The sequence below is a fragment of the Actinokineospora sp. NPDC004072 genome, assembly GCF_053604195.1.
In genome coordinates this window covers 1-15,357 of the sequence record NZ_JBSGHB010000024.1, presented here as the reverse complement: position 1 = coordinate 15,357, position 15,357 = coordinate 1, and the positions used below count along the sequence as shown (strand labels likewise).

The 15,357-nt window shown below is 71.3% G+C and carries 9 protein-coding genes, 1 tRNA gene and 1 pseudogene; 4 read left to right on the top strand and 7 right to left on the bottom strand.

The window, feature by feature from the left end; translation table 11 throughout:
• Positions 1-9: 9 nt before the first annotated feature.
• Positions 10-3,471, bottom strand: coding sequence for a DISARM system SNF2-like helicase DrmD (drmD, locus tag ACWEPX_RS28845; RefSeq protein WP_451900402.1), 3,462 nt, complete (start codon positions 3,469-3,471; stop codon positions 10-12).
• Between the two features lie 721 nt (positions 3,472-4,192).
• Positions 4,193-4,265 (bottom strand) — tRNA-Ala (locus ACWEPX_RS28840).
• Positions 4,266-4,392: 127 nt separating this feature from the next.
• On the opposite strand from ACWEPX_RS28840, the gene ACWEPX_RS28835 reads away from it, so the two are divergent.
• On the top strand, positions 4,393-5,709 hold the full coding sequence (locus ACWEPX_RS28835; RefSeq protein WP_451900401.1) for a phenylacetate--CoA ligase family protein: 1,317 nt from the start codon (positions 4,393-4,395) through the stop codon (positions 5,707-5,709).
• A gap of 455 nt (positions 5,710-6,164) precedes the next feature.
• On the opposite strand, the gene ACWEPX_RS28830 is transcribed toward ACWEPX_RS28835, so the two are convergent.
• Positions 6,165-6,953 carry a DsbA family protein gene (locus tag ACWEPX_RS28830; RefSeq protein ID WP_451900400.1) on the bottom strand — a complete coding sequence of 263 codons (789 nt, stop codon included), beginning with the start codon at positions 6,951-6,953 and terminating at the stop codon, positions 6,165-6,167.
• 58 nt (positions 6,954-7,011) lie between these two features.
• On the opposite strand from ACWEPX_RS28830, the pseudogene ACWEPX_RS28825 reads away from it, so the two are divergent.
• Both ACWEPX_RS28825 and ACWEPX_RS28820 read left to right on the top strand, forming a co-directional pair.
• Positions 7,012-8,538, top strand: a pseudogene (locus ACWEPX_RS28825) (helicase-related protein); the annotation flags it as partial.
• A gap of 555 nt (positions 8,539-9,093) precedes the next feature.
• Positions 9,094-10,326 carry an ATP-dependent helicase C-terminal domain-containing protein gene (locus ACWEPX_RS28820; RefSeq protein ID WP_451900474.1) on the top strand — a complete coding sequence of 411 codons (1,233 nt, stop codon included), beginning with the start codon at positions 9,094-9,096 and terminating at the stop codon, positions 10,324-10,326.
• A gap of 1 nt (position 10,327) precedes the next feature.
• On the opposite strand, the gene ACWEPX_RS28815 is transcribed toward ACWEPX_RS28820, so the two are convergent.
• From ACWEPX_RS28815 to ACWEPX_RS28805, 3 genes are read right to left on the bottom strand one after another with little or no spacing between them, the layout of a single operon-like run.
• Positions 10,328-10,729: an MmcQ/YjbR family DNA-binding protein gene (locus ACWEPX_RS28815; protein WP_451900399.1), complete on the bottom strand. Its 402-nt coding sequence runs from the start codon at positions 10,727-10,729 to the stop codon at positions 10,328-10,330.
• A 10-nt stretch (positions 10,730-10,739) separates the two neighbouring features.
• Complete coding sequence (locus ACWEPX_RS28810; RefSeq protein ID WP_451900398.1) at positions 10,740-11,357, bottom strand: dienelactone hydrolase family protein; 618 nt, start codon at positions 11,355-11,357, stop codon at positions 10,740-10,742.
• Between the two features lies 1 nt (position 11,358).
• A complete protein-coding gene (locus tag ACWEPX_RS28805) occupies positions 11,359-12,285 on the bottom strand; it encodes a sigma-70 family RNA polymerase sigma factor (RefSeq protein ID WP_451900397.1) in 927 nt (308 codons plus the stop codon).
• A gap of 74 nt (positions 12,286-12,359) precedes the next feature.
• Here ACWEPX_RS28805 and ACWEPX_RS28800 point away from each other — a divergent pair, with 74 nt between their 5' ends.
• Positions 12,360-14,273 (top strand): erythromycin esterase family protein, encoded by a 1,914-nt coding sequence (locus ACWEPX_RS28800; RefSeq protein ID WP_451900396.1) that lies wholly within the window; start codon positions 12,360-12,362, stop codon positions 14,271-14,273.
• Here the strand turns inward: ACWEPX_RS28800 and ACWEPX_RS28795 are convergent.
• Positions 14,255-15,010, bottom strand: a complete 756-nt coding sequence (locus ACWEPX_RS28795; protein WP_451900395.1) for an alpha/beta hydrolase — start codon at positions 15,008-15,010, stop codon at positions 14,255-14,257. The two genes, ACWEPX_RS28800 and ACWEPX_RS28795, sit on opposite strands and share 19 nt — an antisense overlap.
• Between the last annotated feature and the right edge of the window lie 347 nt (positions 15,011-15,357).

Genomic DNA, 15,357 nt, shown 5'->3' with positions numbered 1-15,357 from the left:
GAGCAGGGCTCATCGAACAGCCTCTTTTCGTGGGATGACGAAGACAACGGCTGCGGGGAAGAGATGTGACGTGAGATCGCTGTAGCGGGCGTCGATGGCCGCGAGCTCGCGGCGGCGTTCAGCACCGAGGGCTTCCAGGCGCCGTTGCAGGTGTTCGCGGTCGAGTTGGTACTGCCGTCGTTCAGCGGGGGTCATCTGCCCCGCCTCCCAGAGGGCGAGTTGCTCGTCGCCTTCGGCGGCGTTCTCGTCGACCTTGGCGCGCAGCGCGGACTCGAAGCGGTTCAGGTTGACGTTGATCCGGTGCTCCTCCTCCTCGCGGCGCTGGTGCAGGGCCCTGTTCAAGGATTCGCGACGTTCCCTGGCCCGTGCTTCGAGTGAGGCCATGAGCCGGTCCTGGATCCTCGGCCAGCTTCTGGTGAGCCGGATGCGCAGGTGTTCAGCCGCGACGGTGCCGTGGTTGAGGGCCTTGCGGAGGATCTCGCGCTGGGTGTTGACGCTGTCCCACCGGCGGTGCCAGCCGGCTTCGTTGAGCCACCCGCCGGCGTGCAGCACCTCCTCGTGGAGGCGTACTCCGTCCGCGCCGACGAGGACATAACGGGCGTATGCGCTGACGAGGGTGGCCTCAAGATGCGGATCGTCGCTCACCACCGCACTGACGCGGTGCAGATCAATTTGCTCAGCATTCCAGGCGGCGGCACGCAACAGCCGGATGGAGAGGTCGACAAGGGGGTGCTTGAGGTGGGCGAGGACGATGTCGGCGCGTCCTAACCTGGCCACCCGCGGATCAAAGGTGACGGGTCGTCGCTCCTGCGGGCGAAGTTTGTGGGCGAGACCGCGGGTAGCTCGTTCCCAGTAGTCGCCGAGCTGGGGCACTTCGAACAAGGAGCTGCCGAGGTCCACGTCACGGAACTCGTCACCCGTATCGCTGTGCAGGTGATGGAGGTCGCGCACAGGGCGCAGCGGTTGCTGGCGGTCGAGTTCCAGGGCGGTGGTGACCACGCGGGCGACGTTCTCCGGTGTGATGCCGAGCTCGTCAACGGTGCGCTCATGACCGGCGCTCAGTCGCCTGACCTGTTCGGTGACGTTCTGCTCAGCTTCGACCGTGCCGCCGGTGCTCCGGCCTTTGATCTTCTTGGCCTTCGCGTTCTCGATGTCGACATGGCGCTGGTCACCGGACATGCGGCGCAGGACGGCATCGGCGAGTACGGCGTTGACCTCGCCGAGGTCCTCCTCCATGAGGGCCACCTTCTTGGCGATCCTGGAGAGGAACTCGAGGTCGGCTTCGAAGGAGCCTGCTTTGGCGTTCTGCCAGTCGTCTCCGACGAAATGGCGGACCTCCGGGTCATGGCGCTGACCCCATCGGTCGATGCGGCCGATCCGTTGTTCAAGCTTGTTGGGGTTGAAAGGGATGTCGTAGTTGACTAGCCGGTGGCAGTGCTTCTGGAGGTCGATTCCTTCGCTGGCGGCGTCGGTGGCGATAAGCACACGCACCGCTCCCTCGGTTTCAGCGGGGTGCGCCTGGAATCCGAGGCGGATGCGTTCGCGCTCCTCTGCGCTCAGGCCGCCGTGGAGCAGTTCGATACGGCCTCTTTCTGCCATGCCTTCCTGACGCAGCAGCGCAAGCAGCCAATCCTGTGTATCGCGGTACTCGGTAAAGACCACTACGCGCTCGTAGGACCAGCCTTTGCCGTCTACGCGGGTTACATCCTTGAGGTAAGCGATCAGTGCAGCAGCCTTGGAGTCGGCCTGCGCCTCGTGCGTCTCAGCCCAGCGCAGCATCTCGCCGAGCAGGGCGGACTCGTCGTCGGTGGGATTCGGAGTCAGGCGCGTGGTACGGCTGAGCGCATCGTCCTCGGCCTCGGCCAGTTCGACGTCGTCGAGGTCGGCGACTTCGTCGGCGAAGTCGTCCAGCCAGTCGGGGATGTCCTCCGCAGGAGTGCGGTGCCGGGTGGTGTTGGAGGCCGTCGTGATGTTCTCCAGGTATACCTGAACAGTCCGGCCGAAGGCTGCTGGCGAGGAGAACAACCGTTTCTTGAGCAGTAGAACGACGAGGTCGGTTGCCTTGCGGCCGCCCTTTGCGTTAGGAGCCATCCGCTTGCGGCGCAAGGTGGCATATGCGGTCAGGAGTTCATGGATGCGTCGCTCCTCATCCGTGTAGCGAACGGGAATCTCGCGAGTGTCGCGACGGCGGAAATACGGCGTTCCGTCGGGATGGGTGATGCTGTTCTTCAGGCGACGCACCACGGTTTCCTTGACGGACCGTTCATCGGGGCTGACGCCACGGGCGAAGCGCTGGTTGTCGATGAGTTCGAGCAGTGCGGTGTACGACTCCCGGTATCCGTTGTGCGGTGTGGCGGACAGGAACAGTCGGTGTTCGAAGTGCGGGACCATCCTGCGGATAAGCTTTGTCTGCTGACTGTCGACGGCGTAAACCTGTTTGGGGGCGGACGGGGCCACGTGGTGGGCCTCATCGAGGATCAGCAGGTCGAAGAAGCGCTCGATCATCTGATCGCTGTCCGCAACCGCGGGCGGGATGATCTCGTCGAGCAGTCGTTGGGCTTTGGCACCGCGCAACCAGGGCAGCGAGACGATGGTGAGCGGGTGAATTCGAAAGGGGTTGGCAGTGGTGCCGTGGGTACGACGCAGTTCGGCGCAACAGGCAGAATCGACGATGGTGAAGTCCAGGCCGAACTTCTCGGCGAGTTCGTCGCGCCATTTGACCGTGAGTCCAGCCGGGGAGACCACCATGATGCGGTGGGCACGTCCGCGCAGCAGGAGTTCTTGGGCGACGAGCCCTGCTTCGATGGTTTTACCGAGGCCGACATCATCGGCGAGCAGGAGGTTGACTCGGGGGGCGCCAACGGCCCGGGACACCGGCTCCAGCTGGTAGGGCTCGACGGCGATGCCGGAGCGGAAGGGTGCCTGGAGGTTCTTGACGTCGGCGGAGGCGACTGCGGACCAGCGTATGGCATCGAGGAAGGCGGCGAGGCGCTCGGGCGGGTCGAATTTCCCGGCGGAAACATCCGGGAGGGAGCTGGCGGGCAGAATGCGTCGGCCGGGCTCGACCTCCCATGCGACGTTGAGGGTCTCACCGTAGCGCCCATCAGCGACGGACTGGAGGTGGACGATGGTGGTGGCAGGGGTGGTTGCGACGCTCTTGGCCGGTTCGCTTGTCGTAGGGGGTTCGTCAGCCTCCCAGGCGGGGGTAACATGAGAGACTATCCAATTTTGTCCCCGTACCTCGACTAAGTCGCCCTCTGTGGGAAGCCCTTCGACGGTTGGCTTCCTCCGTCTGCGCCGCACTGTCCGAGCCTCTGTCACGAGTTCCACCCCTTCGTTCGCCACAGCGTTTCTCAACGTTGCTGGTGGGCGCGCAGCAAGAACGTGCGGACGCCTCGCCGCGAGCTGCGCAAACTGCGAGGCAAGCGCCCTGCAGAGCGGACTCACGGTACCAGAAACGATCAGCAACACGGTTTCCAATATTTGCCATTTATGGAATCAGTGCTCCACGTGGACTTCAAAAGTGAGGCCGCGTCCAAGTCTGACCGTCGTCAACTCTGCGAAGGGGAGAGCTGACGCCAGGTCGAATCTACGGTCCTGACGAACCTCGTCGTAGAGCGTGGGATTCCGTCTGGATTCGGTTCTAGTTAGCAATTCGACACCTCCAATTGTCGTGCGTGCTGGCGCGACGGTATGGATGGTTCGATCGAAGGAACGTGATGGTGATTGACGCCGTGGACGAACACATCGTTCCTCAACCTAGCCATCGCAGATCGTGTTGAGGTTGCCGTGCTCGCTAGGTCGAACAGGAGAAGGCGTGGGTCGCGCCCGAGGGGGTCTTGAGGATCGCGGCCCAAGCCGCAGCGCTCGACTGCAAGAGCCGGTCTGATGGTCATCGCGGCCGCGGGGAGTGGGTGTGTTGCGGTGAGCGCGCCGGTCTCTATCGTGAGGGCGCTTCCGCAACCGTTACCACCCACACATCAGTGCCGACCATGCCAGCGCGCCTCGCGCCGTCGGTATAAAGGGCGCAACGTCCTGACGTGTCTCGTTCCGACAAGCGATCAAGCTGGAGGAACTCCTCCAGAACTCCCTCCACGAGGGCGGCGGTGGCACAGTGCGGGTTCGATCATCATCCGCATAAACAAACCCGCCTGACCGTAGCGTGCGCCGGTCAGGCGGGTTGTCTAACTTGTGGAGCTGAGGGGATTCGAACCCCTGACCCTCACACTGCCAGTGTGATGCGCTACCAACTGCGCCACAGCCCCGAGCCAGTCACGCCCGGGGTGCTCCCTGGCGTGCTGCGCATACGCTACACGACGGGGTGCGTGGGGGTGAAATCGGGGGGTCGGAGGGGTTCCCACGCAGGTCATCGGGGTGCTAGACCAAGTGACCGTGACCACACACTGCGATGAGGCGTTGATGGTGCTCCCCGAGGTCGAGGGGATGGCGGTCGAGCGGCGGAGGGTGGAGCAGGAGGGGCGGTTGCGGGGACTGGTGGACCGGCTGCTCGCGGCGGGTGGGGTGCAGGCGGGGCGGTTGCGGGATTGCGGGGTGCGGAGCGGGCGGGATGTGTCGTTGGCGGACATCCACCGGTTGCCGATGGTGCGGAAGTACGACCTGTGGGAGCACTACCCGCACGGGTTGCGGGCGGTCGATGCCGAGGACGTGGTGTGCGTGCACGGGTCTTCGGGGACGGGTGGGCGGCCCACGCTGGTGCCGTACACCGCGCGTGACCTGGAGATCTGGGGGGAGGTGATGGCGCGGGCGCTGGGGGCTGCCGGGGCGACGCGGTCCAGTGTGGTGCACAACGCCTACGGGTACGGGCTGTTCACCGGGGGCTTGGGCGTGCACCACGGGGCGATCCGGTTGGGGGCGACGGTGGTGCCGGTGTCGGGTGGGATGACCGAGCGGCAGGTGGCGTTGATCCGGGATCTGCGGCCGGACGTGCTGACCTGCACCCCCTCCTACGCCGTCCACCTGGGCGAGGCGTGCGCGGCGGCGGGGGTGGAGCCGACCAGCCTGAAGGTGGGCGTGCACGGGGCCGAGCCGTGGACGGCCGAGCTCAAGGGGCAGATCGAGCGGCTGCTGGGGATCCGGGCGTACGACATCTACGGGCTCTCGGAGATCATCGGGCCCGGCGTGGCCTGCGAGTCACCGGACTCGGTCGGGATGCTCACCATCGCCGAGGACCACTTCTACCCCGAGTGCGTCGACGCCGACGGCAACCCGGTGCCCGACGGGACGCCCGGTGAGCTGGTGTTCACGACCCTGACCAAGACCGGCATGCCCCTGCTGCGCTACCGCACCGGCGACGTCGCCACCCTCGCCGACCCGGTCCCCGGCTCACCCCGGACGCTGCGTCGGATGTCCAAGCTGCTCGGCCGCACCGACGACATGCTGATCGTCCGCGGCGTCAACGTCTACCCGACCGAGGTCGAGGCCGTCGTGCTGGGCGACGAGCGGGTGAGCCCGCACTACTTGATCATCGAAGACCGCCGGAGCGCGCGCACGGAGCTGCGGGTGGCGGTCGAGGCCCTGGTCGAGGCGGGCGACCTGCGCGCCGACCTCACCCACGCCCTGCGCGAACGGCTCGGTGTGGGGTGCGACGTGCGCGTGGTGCCCACGGGGACGGTGCCGCGCACGGAGACCGGCAAGGCCAAGCGCCTGATCCGCTGGACCGACGGCCCGGCCCCCGTGCCCGGCTTCTGACCAGACCACCCGGGCAACTCGACCCGCCGGAGGGGGTGCCGAGGCGGAGCCCGTGCGGCTCGCCGCGCCGGCTAGCTGGGGGATCTGAGGACCGATCCGGCGGCTCGCCCTGCCGAAGCCTGGAGGGGTGGGCGCCAGCTTGCGTACGCGCGGCTCGCTGCGCCGGAGGGCCGGTCGGGTAGGCGCTCGTTGCTGCTCGACGCGCCGGAAGCGCGGGTGGGGATAGGTGCTCTGGGTTTGTCGTGGGCAGCTCGCCGGGGCTGCGGGTGGGCAGGTGTCGCGCGGGCGGCTTGGCTCCCTGGTGGGCTGGGTTGGGTGGCTCGCCCCACTGACGCGGGCGGCTCGCCCCGCTGGCGCCGGTGGGCCGGGAAGCAGTTGGCTCGGCTCGACCCGGTGAAGGGCTGGACCGTGCGGGCGGGCCGGTTTAGGGCCACCCGCAACCCCTGGTGGACCGGCTAGCCGAGCAGCTTGGGTAGCCAGGCGTCGTCGGTGGTGTCGATGAGGGTGGTGCCGGTGGCGACGGTGGGGGTGGCGAAGAGGCGTTCGCCGCCGCGGTCGCGGAGGAGGGAGTCGGTGGTGCGGGCGCGGTCGAATTCGGCGGTGACGGCGTCGGCGAGGCTCGCGGAGCGGACGCCGGAAGCGAAGGCCGGGTCGGTGATGCCCAGGGCGGTGCCGAGGGCGATCAGTTGGTCGCGGTCCCAGCCGCGGGCGTCCTCGGCCGGTTGGGCGGCGAAGAGGCTCTTGTGGAAGGACGGGAACTGGCCCGCGTCGGCGGCCAGGAGGGCGGCGGTGGCGGCGTCGGTGGAGTAGCCGGGCGGGTCGGAGCGCTCGGCGAGGAGGTTGATCAGGTGGTAGCGGACGCGCAGGTCGCCTGCGGCGATGGCCTGCTCGATGGCCGCGCCGTGCTTCTCCTCGAAGGAGCGGCAGGCCGGGCAGAGGAAGTCCTCGTAGACGTCGATGGTGACGCGGGCGTCCTCCCGGCCGACGGCCACCACCGCGCCATCGCGGCTGACCGGCACGCTCAGGCTGGAGCGCTGGACGCCGATCGCCTCGCCCTCGGTCGAGTTCTTCACGCTGTTGCTGTAGATGAAGCCCGCGATGATCGCGCCGATGGCGACGACCACCGCGACGGCGATGGCGATGCGCTTGCCGTCGACCGGCGCCTTCGTGACGGCGACCGGCTGCGGCGGCGCGGCCTGCTGCGCCTGCCTGCGCTTGCGCTGGTTGCGTTCGGCTCCACCCACGTGCGTTCCCTTTCGTCCGCTTCGAGGCTACCGGTCCGCACCTGAGAGGCTGGTCAGCATGTCCGACCTGCCTGTCCGCGCCGCCCTGCCGCAGATCGCCGACGCCCTGGCCGCGCACGGCGCCGCGGTGCTCGTCGCCCCGCCCGGCACCGGCAAGACGACGCTGGTGCCGCCCGCCCTGCCCGGCCGGGTCGTGGTCGCCGAGCCCCGGCGGATCGCGGCGCGGGCGGCCGCGGCCCGGATGGCGGCGCTGGCCGGCGAGCCGGTCGGCGCGAGCGTCGGGTACGCGGTGCGCGGTGATCGGAAGGTGTCGAAGGACACCCGGATCGAGGTGGTCACCTCCGGGCTGCTGGTCCGCAGGCTCCAGTCCGACCCCGAGCTGTCCGGTGTGGACACCGTGCTGCTGGACGAGTGCCACGAGCGCCACCTCGACGCCGACCTCCTGCTCGCCCTGCTCCTCGACGCCCGCGACGGCCTGCGCCCGGACCTGCGCGTCCTGGCCACCAGCGCCACCGTCGCCGCCGACCGCCTCGCCGACCTCCTCGACGCGCCGGTGATCAGGGTCGAGGGCGCGGCGCACCCGGTGGCGGTGAAGTACGTGCCGCCCGTTCGGGGGGAGCGGCTAGCGGGGGTCGTGGCCAGGGCGGTGGAGCTCGCGCTGTCCGAAGGGGACGGTGATGTGCTGGTGTTCCTGCCGGGGGTCAAGGAGATCCGGTGGGTGGCATCGGCGTTGGATGTGGCGGCTGATGTTGTGGTGCTGCACGGGCGGTTGCCCTCGGCGGAGCAGGACGCGGCGCTGCGGCCTGGGCCCCGGCGGCGGGTGGTGCTGGCGACGGCGGTGGCCGAGTCGAGCCTGACGGTGCCCGGTGTGCGGGCGGTGGTGGACGCGGGGCAGGCGCGGGTGCCGCGGGTCGACCACGGGCGGGGGCTGTCGGGGCTGGTGACGGTGCGGGTGTCGGCGGCGGTGGCCGACCAGCGGGCCGGGCGCGCGGGGCGGGAGGGGCCGGGGCGGGTGTACCGGTGCTGGCCGGAGCACGAGCAGTCGACGCTGCCGCGCCACCCCGAACCGGAGATCCGCACGGCCGACCTCACCGGCCTCGCGCTGGAACTGGCGTGCTGGGGCACCCCGGACGGCTCGGCGCTGCGGTGGTGGGACGCGCCACCCGCGGGACCGCTCGCGGCGGCGCGGGCGACGCTGACGGCGTTGGGGGCGCTGGAGGACGGGGTGGTGACCGCGCGGGGGCGGGCGATGTCGCGGTTGGGGGTGCATCCGCGGCTGGCGCGGGCGCTGGTGGATTGCCCGGGGTCGGAGGAGGTGGTGGCGGTGTTGGACGACGACACGCTGGCAACCGGGCTGGATCTTGAGGCGTCGCTGCGGGCGTTGCGGAGGGGGTCGCCGAATACGCAGCGGTGGCGGCGGGAGGTGCGGCGGCTGCGGGCTCAGGGGATGCGTGGGGGTGGTGCGCTGTGGGAGGCGGGGGTTGAGGGGGCTGGCGCGGGTGGGCGGGTGGCGGAGGGGGAGGGAGTGGGCGCGGATTCGCTGGGAAGTGCTGGTGGGCCTGGGGAGGCGAGGGAGGGTGCTGGCGGCGGTGGGGCTGCGCGGGGGAGTGCTGGGGATGGGTGGGGAGGTGCTGGTGGCGCTGGGCGGGAGGCGGTGAGCGGTCGGGCGGGCGAGGCCCGGACGACCGGCGTTGAGGGTCGTGGGGAGCGGGCGGTGGGTGGCCGGGCGCGGGCTGGCGGGGTGGAGTCTGGCGGTGGGGGCGAGTGGGAGCGGGCTGGGCGGTTGGGGGAGCAGGCCCGGCTGGCGGGTAGTGCCGGTGAAAGGGAGCGGGCTGGTGGGGCTGGGGCAAGTGATGCTGGCGAGGACGGGCGGGAAGGTGGAGCGCTGGTTAGTGCGGGGGAAGGTAGGTGGGCCGGTGGGGATTGGTCGGAGGGTGAGCGGGAGCACCCGGGCGGCGCTGGGGCGAATGCCGGTGGCGAGCGCGGACCGGTGGGTGAGGCGTTGTTCGGTGCGGGGGAAGGAAGGCGGGCCGGTGAGGTACGGGCGGAGGGTGAACGGGAGCGGGCTGCTGGGTCCGGGGCGAGCGATGGTGGCAAGCAGGGATGGGCTGGTGGGGCGCTGGCTGGTGCGGGTGAGGGGATGCAGGGCGGTGGGGTTCGGCCTGGTGGTGAGGGGCAGGGGGAGCGGCTTGGCGGGGGCGGGGCTGAGCAGGTTTGGCGTGGGGACGAGCGGGCGCGGCGTGGGAGCGAGCGGGCTGGGGGTGGAGGCGAGCGGGTTGGGCGTGCGGACAAGAGGACTGGGGGCGGCGGCGAGCAGGTTGGGCGTGGAGACGAGTGGAGTGGGCGTGGCGGCGAGCGGGTTGGGCGTGGCGAGGAGAGGGCTGGGCGTGGGGGCGGTGTTGGTGGGGTGGGGCGGGGAGAGAAGGAGGGGGTGGATGTTGCGTTGGTTGTGGGGATGGCGTTTCCGGAGCGGTTGGCTCGGCGGCGGGGTGGGGGTGGGCGGGGGTATTTGATGGCTGGGGGGAGTGCTGTGGAGTTGCCGGAGGGGATGGGGGAGCCGGAGTGGGTGGCGGTTGCGGCGGCGGAGTGGACGGGGCGGGTGGGGGTGGTGCGGGTGGCGGCGGTGGCGGATGAAGGGGTGGCTTTGCGGGCGGGGGAGGCGTTGGTGGTGGAGGAGGATGAGGTGCGGTGGCGGGATGGGGATGTGGTGGCGCGGCGGGTGCGGCGGTTGGGGGCGATTGTGGTGAAGGAACGGGCGTTGGTGGAGCCGCCTGCTGAGCTGGTCCAGGCGGCGGTTTTGGAGGGGTTGGCGAAGGAGGGGCTGGGGCTGGTTCGCATGGGGGAGGCGGCCGGGCTCCGGGAGCGGTTGGCCTTGGTGCGCAGGGTGCTGGGGGAGCCGTGGCCTGCGGTGGACGACGATGCGCTGCTTGCGGCTGCGCCCGTGTGGGCTGCGGGGGTGCGCAATGCCGCTGAGCTGCGGGCGCTGGACATGAAGGCCGTGCTGCGGGGGTTGGTGCCGTGGCCGGAGGCGGGGCGGATCGAGGAGTTGGCGCCGGAGCGGATCGAGGTGCCGTCGGGGTCGCGGATCAAGGTGGATTACGGGGCTGATCCGCCTGCGCTGCCGGTGAAGATCCAGGAGGTCTTCGGGTGGACCGCCAGCCCTACGGTCGTCGGCGGGCGGGTGCCGGTCGTGCTGCACCTGCTCTCCCCGGCGGGCAGGCCCGCGGCGGTGACCGGCGATCTGGCGGGCTTCTGGCGGGAGGGGTACCACCGGGTGCGCGCCGAGCTGCGCGGCCGCTACCCCCGCCACCGCTGGCCCGAGGACCCCACCACCGCCGAGCCCACCCGGCACACCACCCAGCGCCGCCGCTGACTCAGCGCGCCGCCAGCCAGGCCCGCGCCCTGGCCTGCGACGCCTGGGACAGCCAGGCGTCCTGGATGACCTCGGTCAGCTCCTCGACCGCCAGCTCGCCGATGCGGCTGGCGCGCAGCAGGACCGAGCGGTGGCCGTCGAAGTGCGGTGTGGTGAAGAACGGCGTCGACCCGTCCTGCACCAGGGCCTGCTTCTCGTGCTCGGAGGCGACCCAGAACACGATCACGTCGTCGTACCGCTCGCCGGTCTCCGGGTCCACCGCGTCCGGCCGCGGGTTGCGGAAGAACACGAACGACTTGCGCCCCACCTGGTACACGGCCTTCCCGTGGGCGGCCTGCGTGACGGTGACGTGCGGCATGCCGGACGCGATGCGGTGCACGTCCTCCACCCGGGCTCGGCGCATGCGGGGCAGGCTAACCCGTCGGGCCGGCGTTCGCGGTGAACCAGTCGGCGGCCAGCGCGGCCACCTGGTCCAGCGCCCCCGGCTCCTCGAACAGATGGCTCGCCCCGGCCACGACCTCGATCCGCGCCGTCCCGCCCAACCGCTCGGCCGCCTGCCGGTTGAGGTCGATGACCGGCAGGTCGAGGCTGCCCACCACCAGCAGCGTCGGCGCCTGCACCCGGCCGAGCGCGTCCCCGGCCAGGTCCGGCCGCCCGCCGCGGGAGACCACCGCCCGCACGAGCGGCCGCTCCGCGGCGACGACCAGCGCGGCGGCCGCCCCCGTGCTGGCGCCGAAGAGGCCGACCGGGGCCTGCGGCAGCCGCTCGACCAGCGCGTCGACCACCCCGGCCAGCCGCTCGGCGAGCAGCGGGATGTCGAAGCGCAGGTCCTCCTCGGCCGCCGTCAGCAGGTCGGTCAGGACCGTGCCGTGGCCTGCCCGGCGCAGCGCGGCGGCGACGTGCTGGTTGCGCGGGCTGTGCCTGCTGCTGCCGCTGCCGTGCGCGAACACCACGACGCAGCTGTCGGGCCGGGGCACGGCGACGTGGGCGGGCAGCCCGCCCGGCAGCCGCACCTCCTCGTCGAGGAACACCTCAGCCCGCCCAGTTCAGCAGCGGCGTCTCGGGGTCGCGCAGCTTGGCCAGCGCCGCCTTCTCCAGCTGCCGGATGCGCTCCCTGGTCAGCCCCAGCCGGTCGGCGACCTGCTGCAGGGTGCACGGCTCGCCGCCGTTGAGCCCGAAGCGCAGGGTGATGATCAGCGCCTCCCGCGGCGGCAGCGCGTCGACCAGGCCGCGCAGTTCCCTCGCCAGACCCTCGTAGGCCACGACGTCGGCGGCGTCGACCACCTCGGTGTCCTCGATCAGCTCGCCCAAGGTCGTGTCGGTGTCGGCGGCGACGGGGGTGTCGAGGCTGATCGCGGCGCGGTCGATCCGCCGCAGCTCGATGACGCGCTCGGGTGTGGTGCCCGCCTCAGCGGCCACCTCGGCCTCCGTGGGCGGCCTGCCGAGGTTGAGCCCGAGCTTGCGCTCGGCGCGGCCGAGCCTGGCCAGCTCCTCGACCACGTGCACGGGCAGCCGCACGGTGCGGCTGTGCATCGTGATCCCGCGCTCCACCGCCTGCCTGATCCACCAGGTGGCGTAGGTGGAGAACTTGAAGCCCTTGGCGTAGTCGAACTTCTCCACCGCGTGGATGAGCCCGAGGTTGCCCTCCTGGATGAGGTCGAGCAGCGCCAGGCCGCGGTGCAGGTGCTTCTTGGCGATCGAGACGACCAGCCGCAGGTTCGCGCGCACCATGTGGTCCTTGGCCCGCTGCCCGTCCCGGGCGATCGCCTTGAGCTCCGCGCGCGGGACCTGCGGGTCCTCGGCCAGCAGGCGCTCGGCGTAGACGCCCGCCTCGATCCGCTTGGCGATGTCCACCTCCTCCTCCGCGGTCAGCAGCGGGGTGGCCGCGATCTGCTTGAGGTACTGGTTGACGAGGGTGTGCTCGCCGTCGCGTTCCGGTGGTTCGGCACGTGGGGTCACGATGGTGGGTAACCCGTCTGCGGGCCCGCGACACGCGGGTTTTCCGCCCGGGCGGCCCGGGTAGCCGATCAGGCATGGCGGAGCGACTCTTCCGGGACCGCGCGGACGCGGGCCGCGCGCTGGCGGGCCTGCTCGCCCACTACCGCGGCCGCGACGCCGTGGTCCTCGGCCTGCCCCGCGGCGGCGTCCCCGTCGCCCACGAGGTGGCAACCGCGCTGGGCCTGCCGCTGGACGTGTTCATCGTCCGCAAGCTGGGCCTGCCCGGGCACCCGGAGCTGGCGATGGGCGCGCTGGCCAGCGGCGGGGCGATGGTGCTCAACGACGACGTGGTGCGCGGCCACCGTGTGACCCCGGATGTGGTGCGCTCGGTCGCCGACGAGGAGACCCGCGAGCTGCGCCGCCGCGAACGGCTCTACCGCGGCGACAAGCCGCCCCTGCAGGTCGAGGGCCGCGCGGTCATCCTGGTCGACGACGGCCTGGCCACCGGGGCGAGCATGCGCGCGGCCGTGCAGGCCCTGCGGGAGCTGCGCCCGGGCAGGCTGGTCGTGGCCGTGCCCACGGCGTCGGCGTCGACCTGCGAGGAGTTCGGCCGCGAGGTGGACGAGGTGATCTGCGCGACCACCCCGGCGTCGTTCTACGCCGTCGGCCAGTCCTATCGGGACTTCTCCCAGACCTCCGACGACGAGGTGGTCGAGCTGCTGCGCGCCGCACCGGACGGCGAGGCCGCCGCCATCCGCGCCGAGGCCATCCCGGTCCGCGCAGGCGTCCCGGCCGACGACGCCCTCTTCGACCTGGTGGGCGACGCCCGGTTCGTCCTGATCGGCGAGGCGTCCCACGGCACGCACGAGTTCTACGCGGCGCGGGCGGCGATGACCCGGCGGCTGATCGAGGAGCGCGGCTTCCACGCCGTCGCCGTGGAGGCCGACTGGCCCGACGCCTACCGGGTCAACCAGTGGGTGCGCGGCGAGGGCGACGACCGCGACGCCGTGCACGCGCTCGGCGGGTTCGAGCGGTTCCCGGCGTGGATGTGGCGCAACACCGAGGTGGTGGAGTTCCTCACCTGGATGCGCGGCCGCGGCGGCTTCTACGGCTTGGACCTCTACAGCCTGCACCGCTCCGCCGAGCACGTCATCGCCTACCTCGCCGAGGTCGACCCCGCGGCCGCCGACCGCGCCCGCGAGCGCTACTCCTGCCTCGACCACAACGACGACGGCCAGGGCTACGGCCTGGCCGCGGCCTTCGGCGCGGGCGAGGAGTGCGAGCGCCGCATCCTCGCCCAGCTGGTCGACCTGCGGCGCGCCCCGGACCGCTCGGCCGACGAGCACTTCGACGCCGAGCGAAACGCCCAGCTCGTCCAGGCCGCCGAGCGCTACTACCGCACGATGTTCGGCGGCCGGGTGTCGTCGTGGAACCTGCGCGACGAGCACATGGCCGACACCCTCGACGCCCTCGCCGAGCACATCACCGCCCGGGCCGGCGCCCCGGCGAAGATCGTCGTCTGGGCGCACAACTCCCACGTCGGCGACGCCCGCGCGACGGAGCTGGCCTCCCGCGGCGAGCTCAACCTCGGCCAGCTGGCCCGCGAACGGCACCCGGGCCAGGTGAAGATCATCGGCTTCACGACCTACACCGGGACGGCCACCGCCGCCGACAACTGGGGCGGCCCGGCCGACCGCAAGCAGGTGCGGCCCGCGCCGGACGGCAGCGTCGAGAAGCTGTTCCACGACACCGGCATGGCCGAGTTCCTGCTGGACGTCGCCAAGGCCCCGCGCGCCGCGGGCATCCTGGGCTCAGCCCGCCTGGAGCGCGCCATCGGCGTCGTCTACCGGCCGGGCACCGAGCGCCAGAGCCACTACTTCCGCGCCCGCCTGTCCCGCCAGTTCGACGGCATCATCCACATCGACCGTACGCACGCCCTGCAACCGCTCGAACGCACCGCGCGCTGGGACTCCGGCGAGCCCCCGGAGAGCTACCCGCACGCGGTCTGAGGCGAGCCGAGCGCCCACCTGGCCAGCCGCGGCTGCACGGCGGCGAAGAACTCCGGGTCCAGCGCCATCCCGGTGTGCGTGCTCGACACCTCGACGCACTCCGCGCACGGGTCCATGCACAACTCCCACGGCACGATGGCGTCCTGGCGGGAGTAGACCGCCACCGCGGGCACCGGCAGGGCCGCCTTCAACGCCTCCCGGTGCCTGCGCATGCAGTCCCCGGTCAGGCAGGCGGCGTTCAGCAGCCCGGGCACGCCCAGCGCCGACAAGCGGGCGAGGAACCGGGCCACGCGCACGACCTTGCCGTGCGCGCCGAGCGGGTCCAGCACGGGCGCACCGAGCATCACCAGGCCCCGCACCAGCTCGGGCCTGCGCACCGCGATCAACCTGCCCAACCAGCCGCCGCGGCTCTGGCCCATGAGGATGACCTGGTCGCCGGTCTGGTCGGCGATCTGGTCCAGCCGGGTCTCCAAGCGCTTGACGAGTTCGGTGGTGCAGCCGATGTTGAACCCGATGCGCGCGCGGGCGGGGCGATAACCGCGGGCGGCGAGCCAGGTGTGGACGAGGGCGAGGCTGCTGTCGCCGACGCCGAAGCCGGGGATGAGGAGGACGCCCTTGCCGCGGCCCTGGGTGGGGTCGGGGCGGTGCCAGACGGGGTGGCGGAGGAGGGTGGGGATCGTGAGCATCGCGGTGAGCAACCGCTCCCGGGAGAGGGCTCGCTCGGCGGCTTCGGGCATGGCTCGCGCTCCCTTCGTCCTGGGGAGCTTGGGGGTACCCGGTGGCTGCTCGGAATCACCTGCTTGGTGGTGGGGTGCGTCACGAGGGTGTGGTTGGGGGGTGTCGTCCGGAGTTGTCCACAGGGGTGTGGGCAACGGGTATTGACAAGATCGGCGGCCGGGTATTCTGGAAAGAAGAGGGCGGTTTGTCCCCCGGTTGGGGAGGGGTCTCGGATCCGGTGTTGGGGCGGGGTCTTGGGGCGGGGTGGGTTGCGCGGCTTGGCGGGTGGGTCCGATGGGGTGAACTCGCATTCGCGGGGACCCCTAAGCGAAACGCCGCTTGGGCGTGAAGGCGGTGAAGGCGGGCG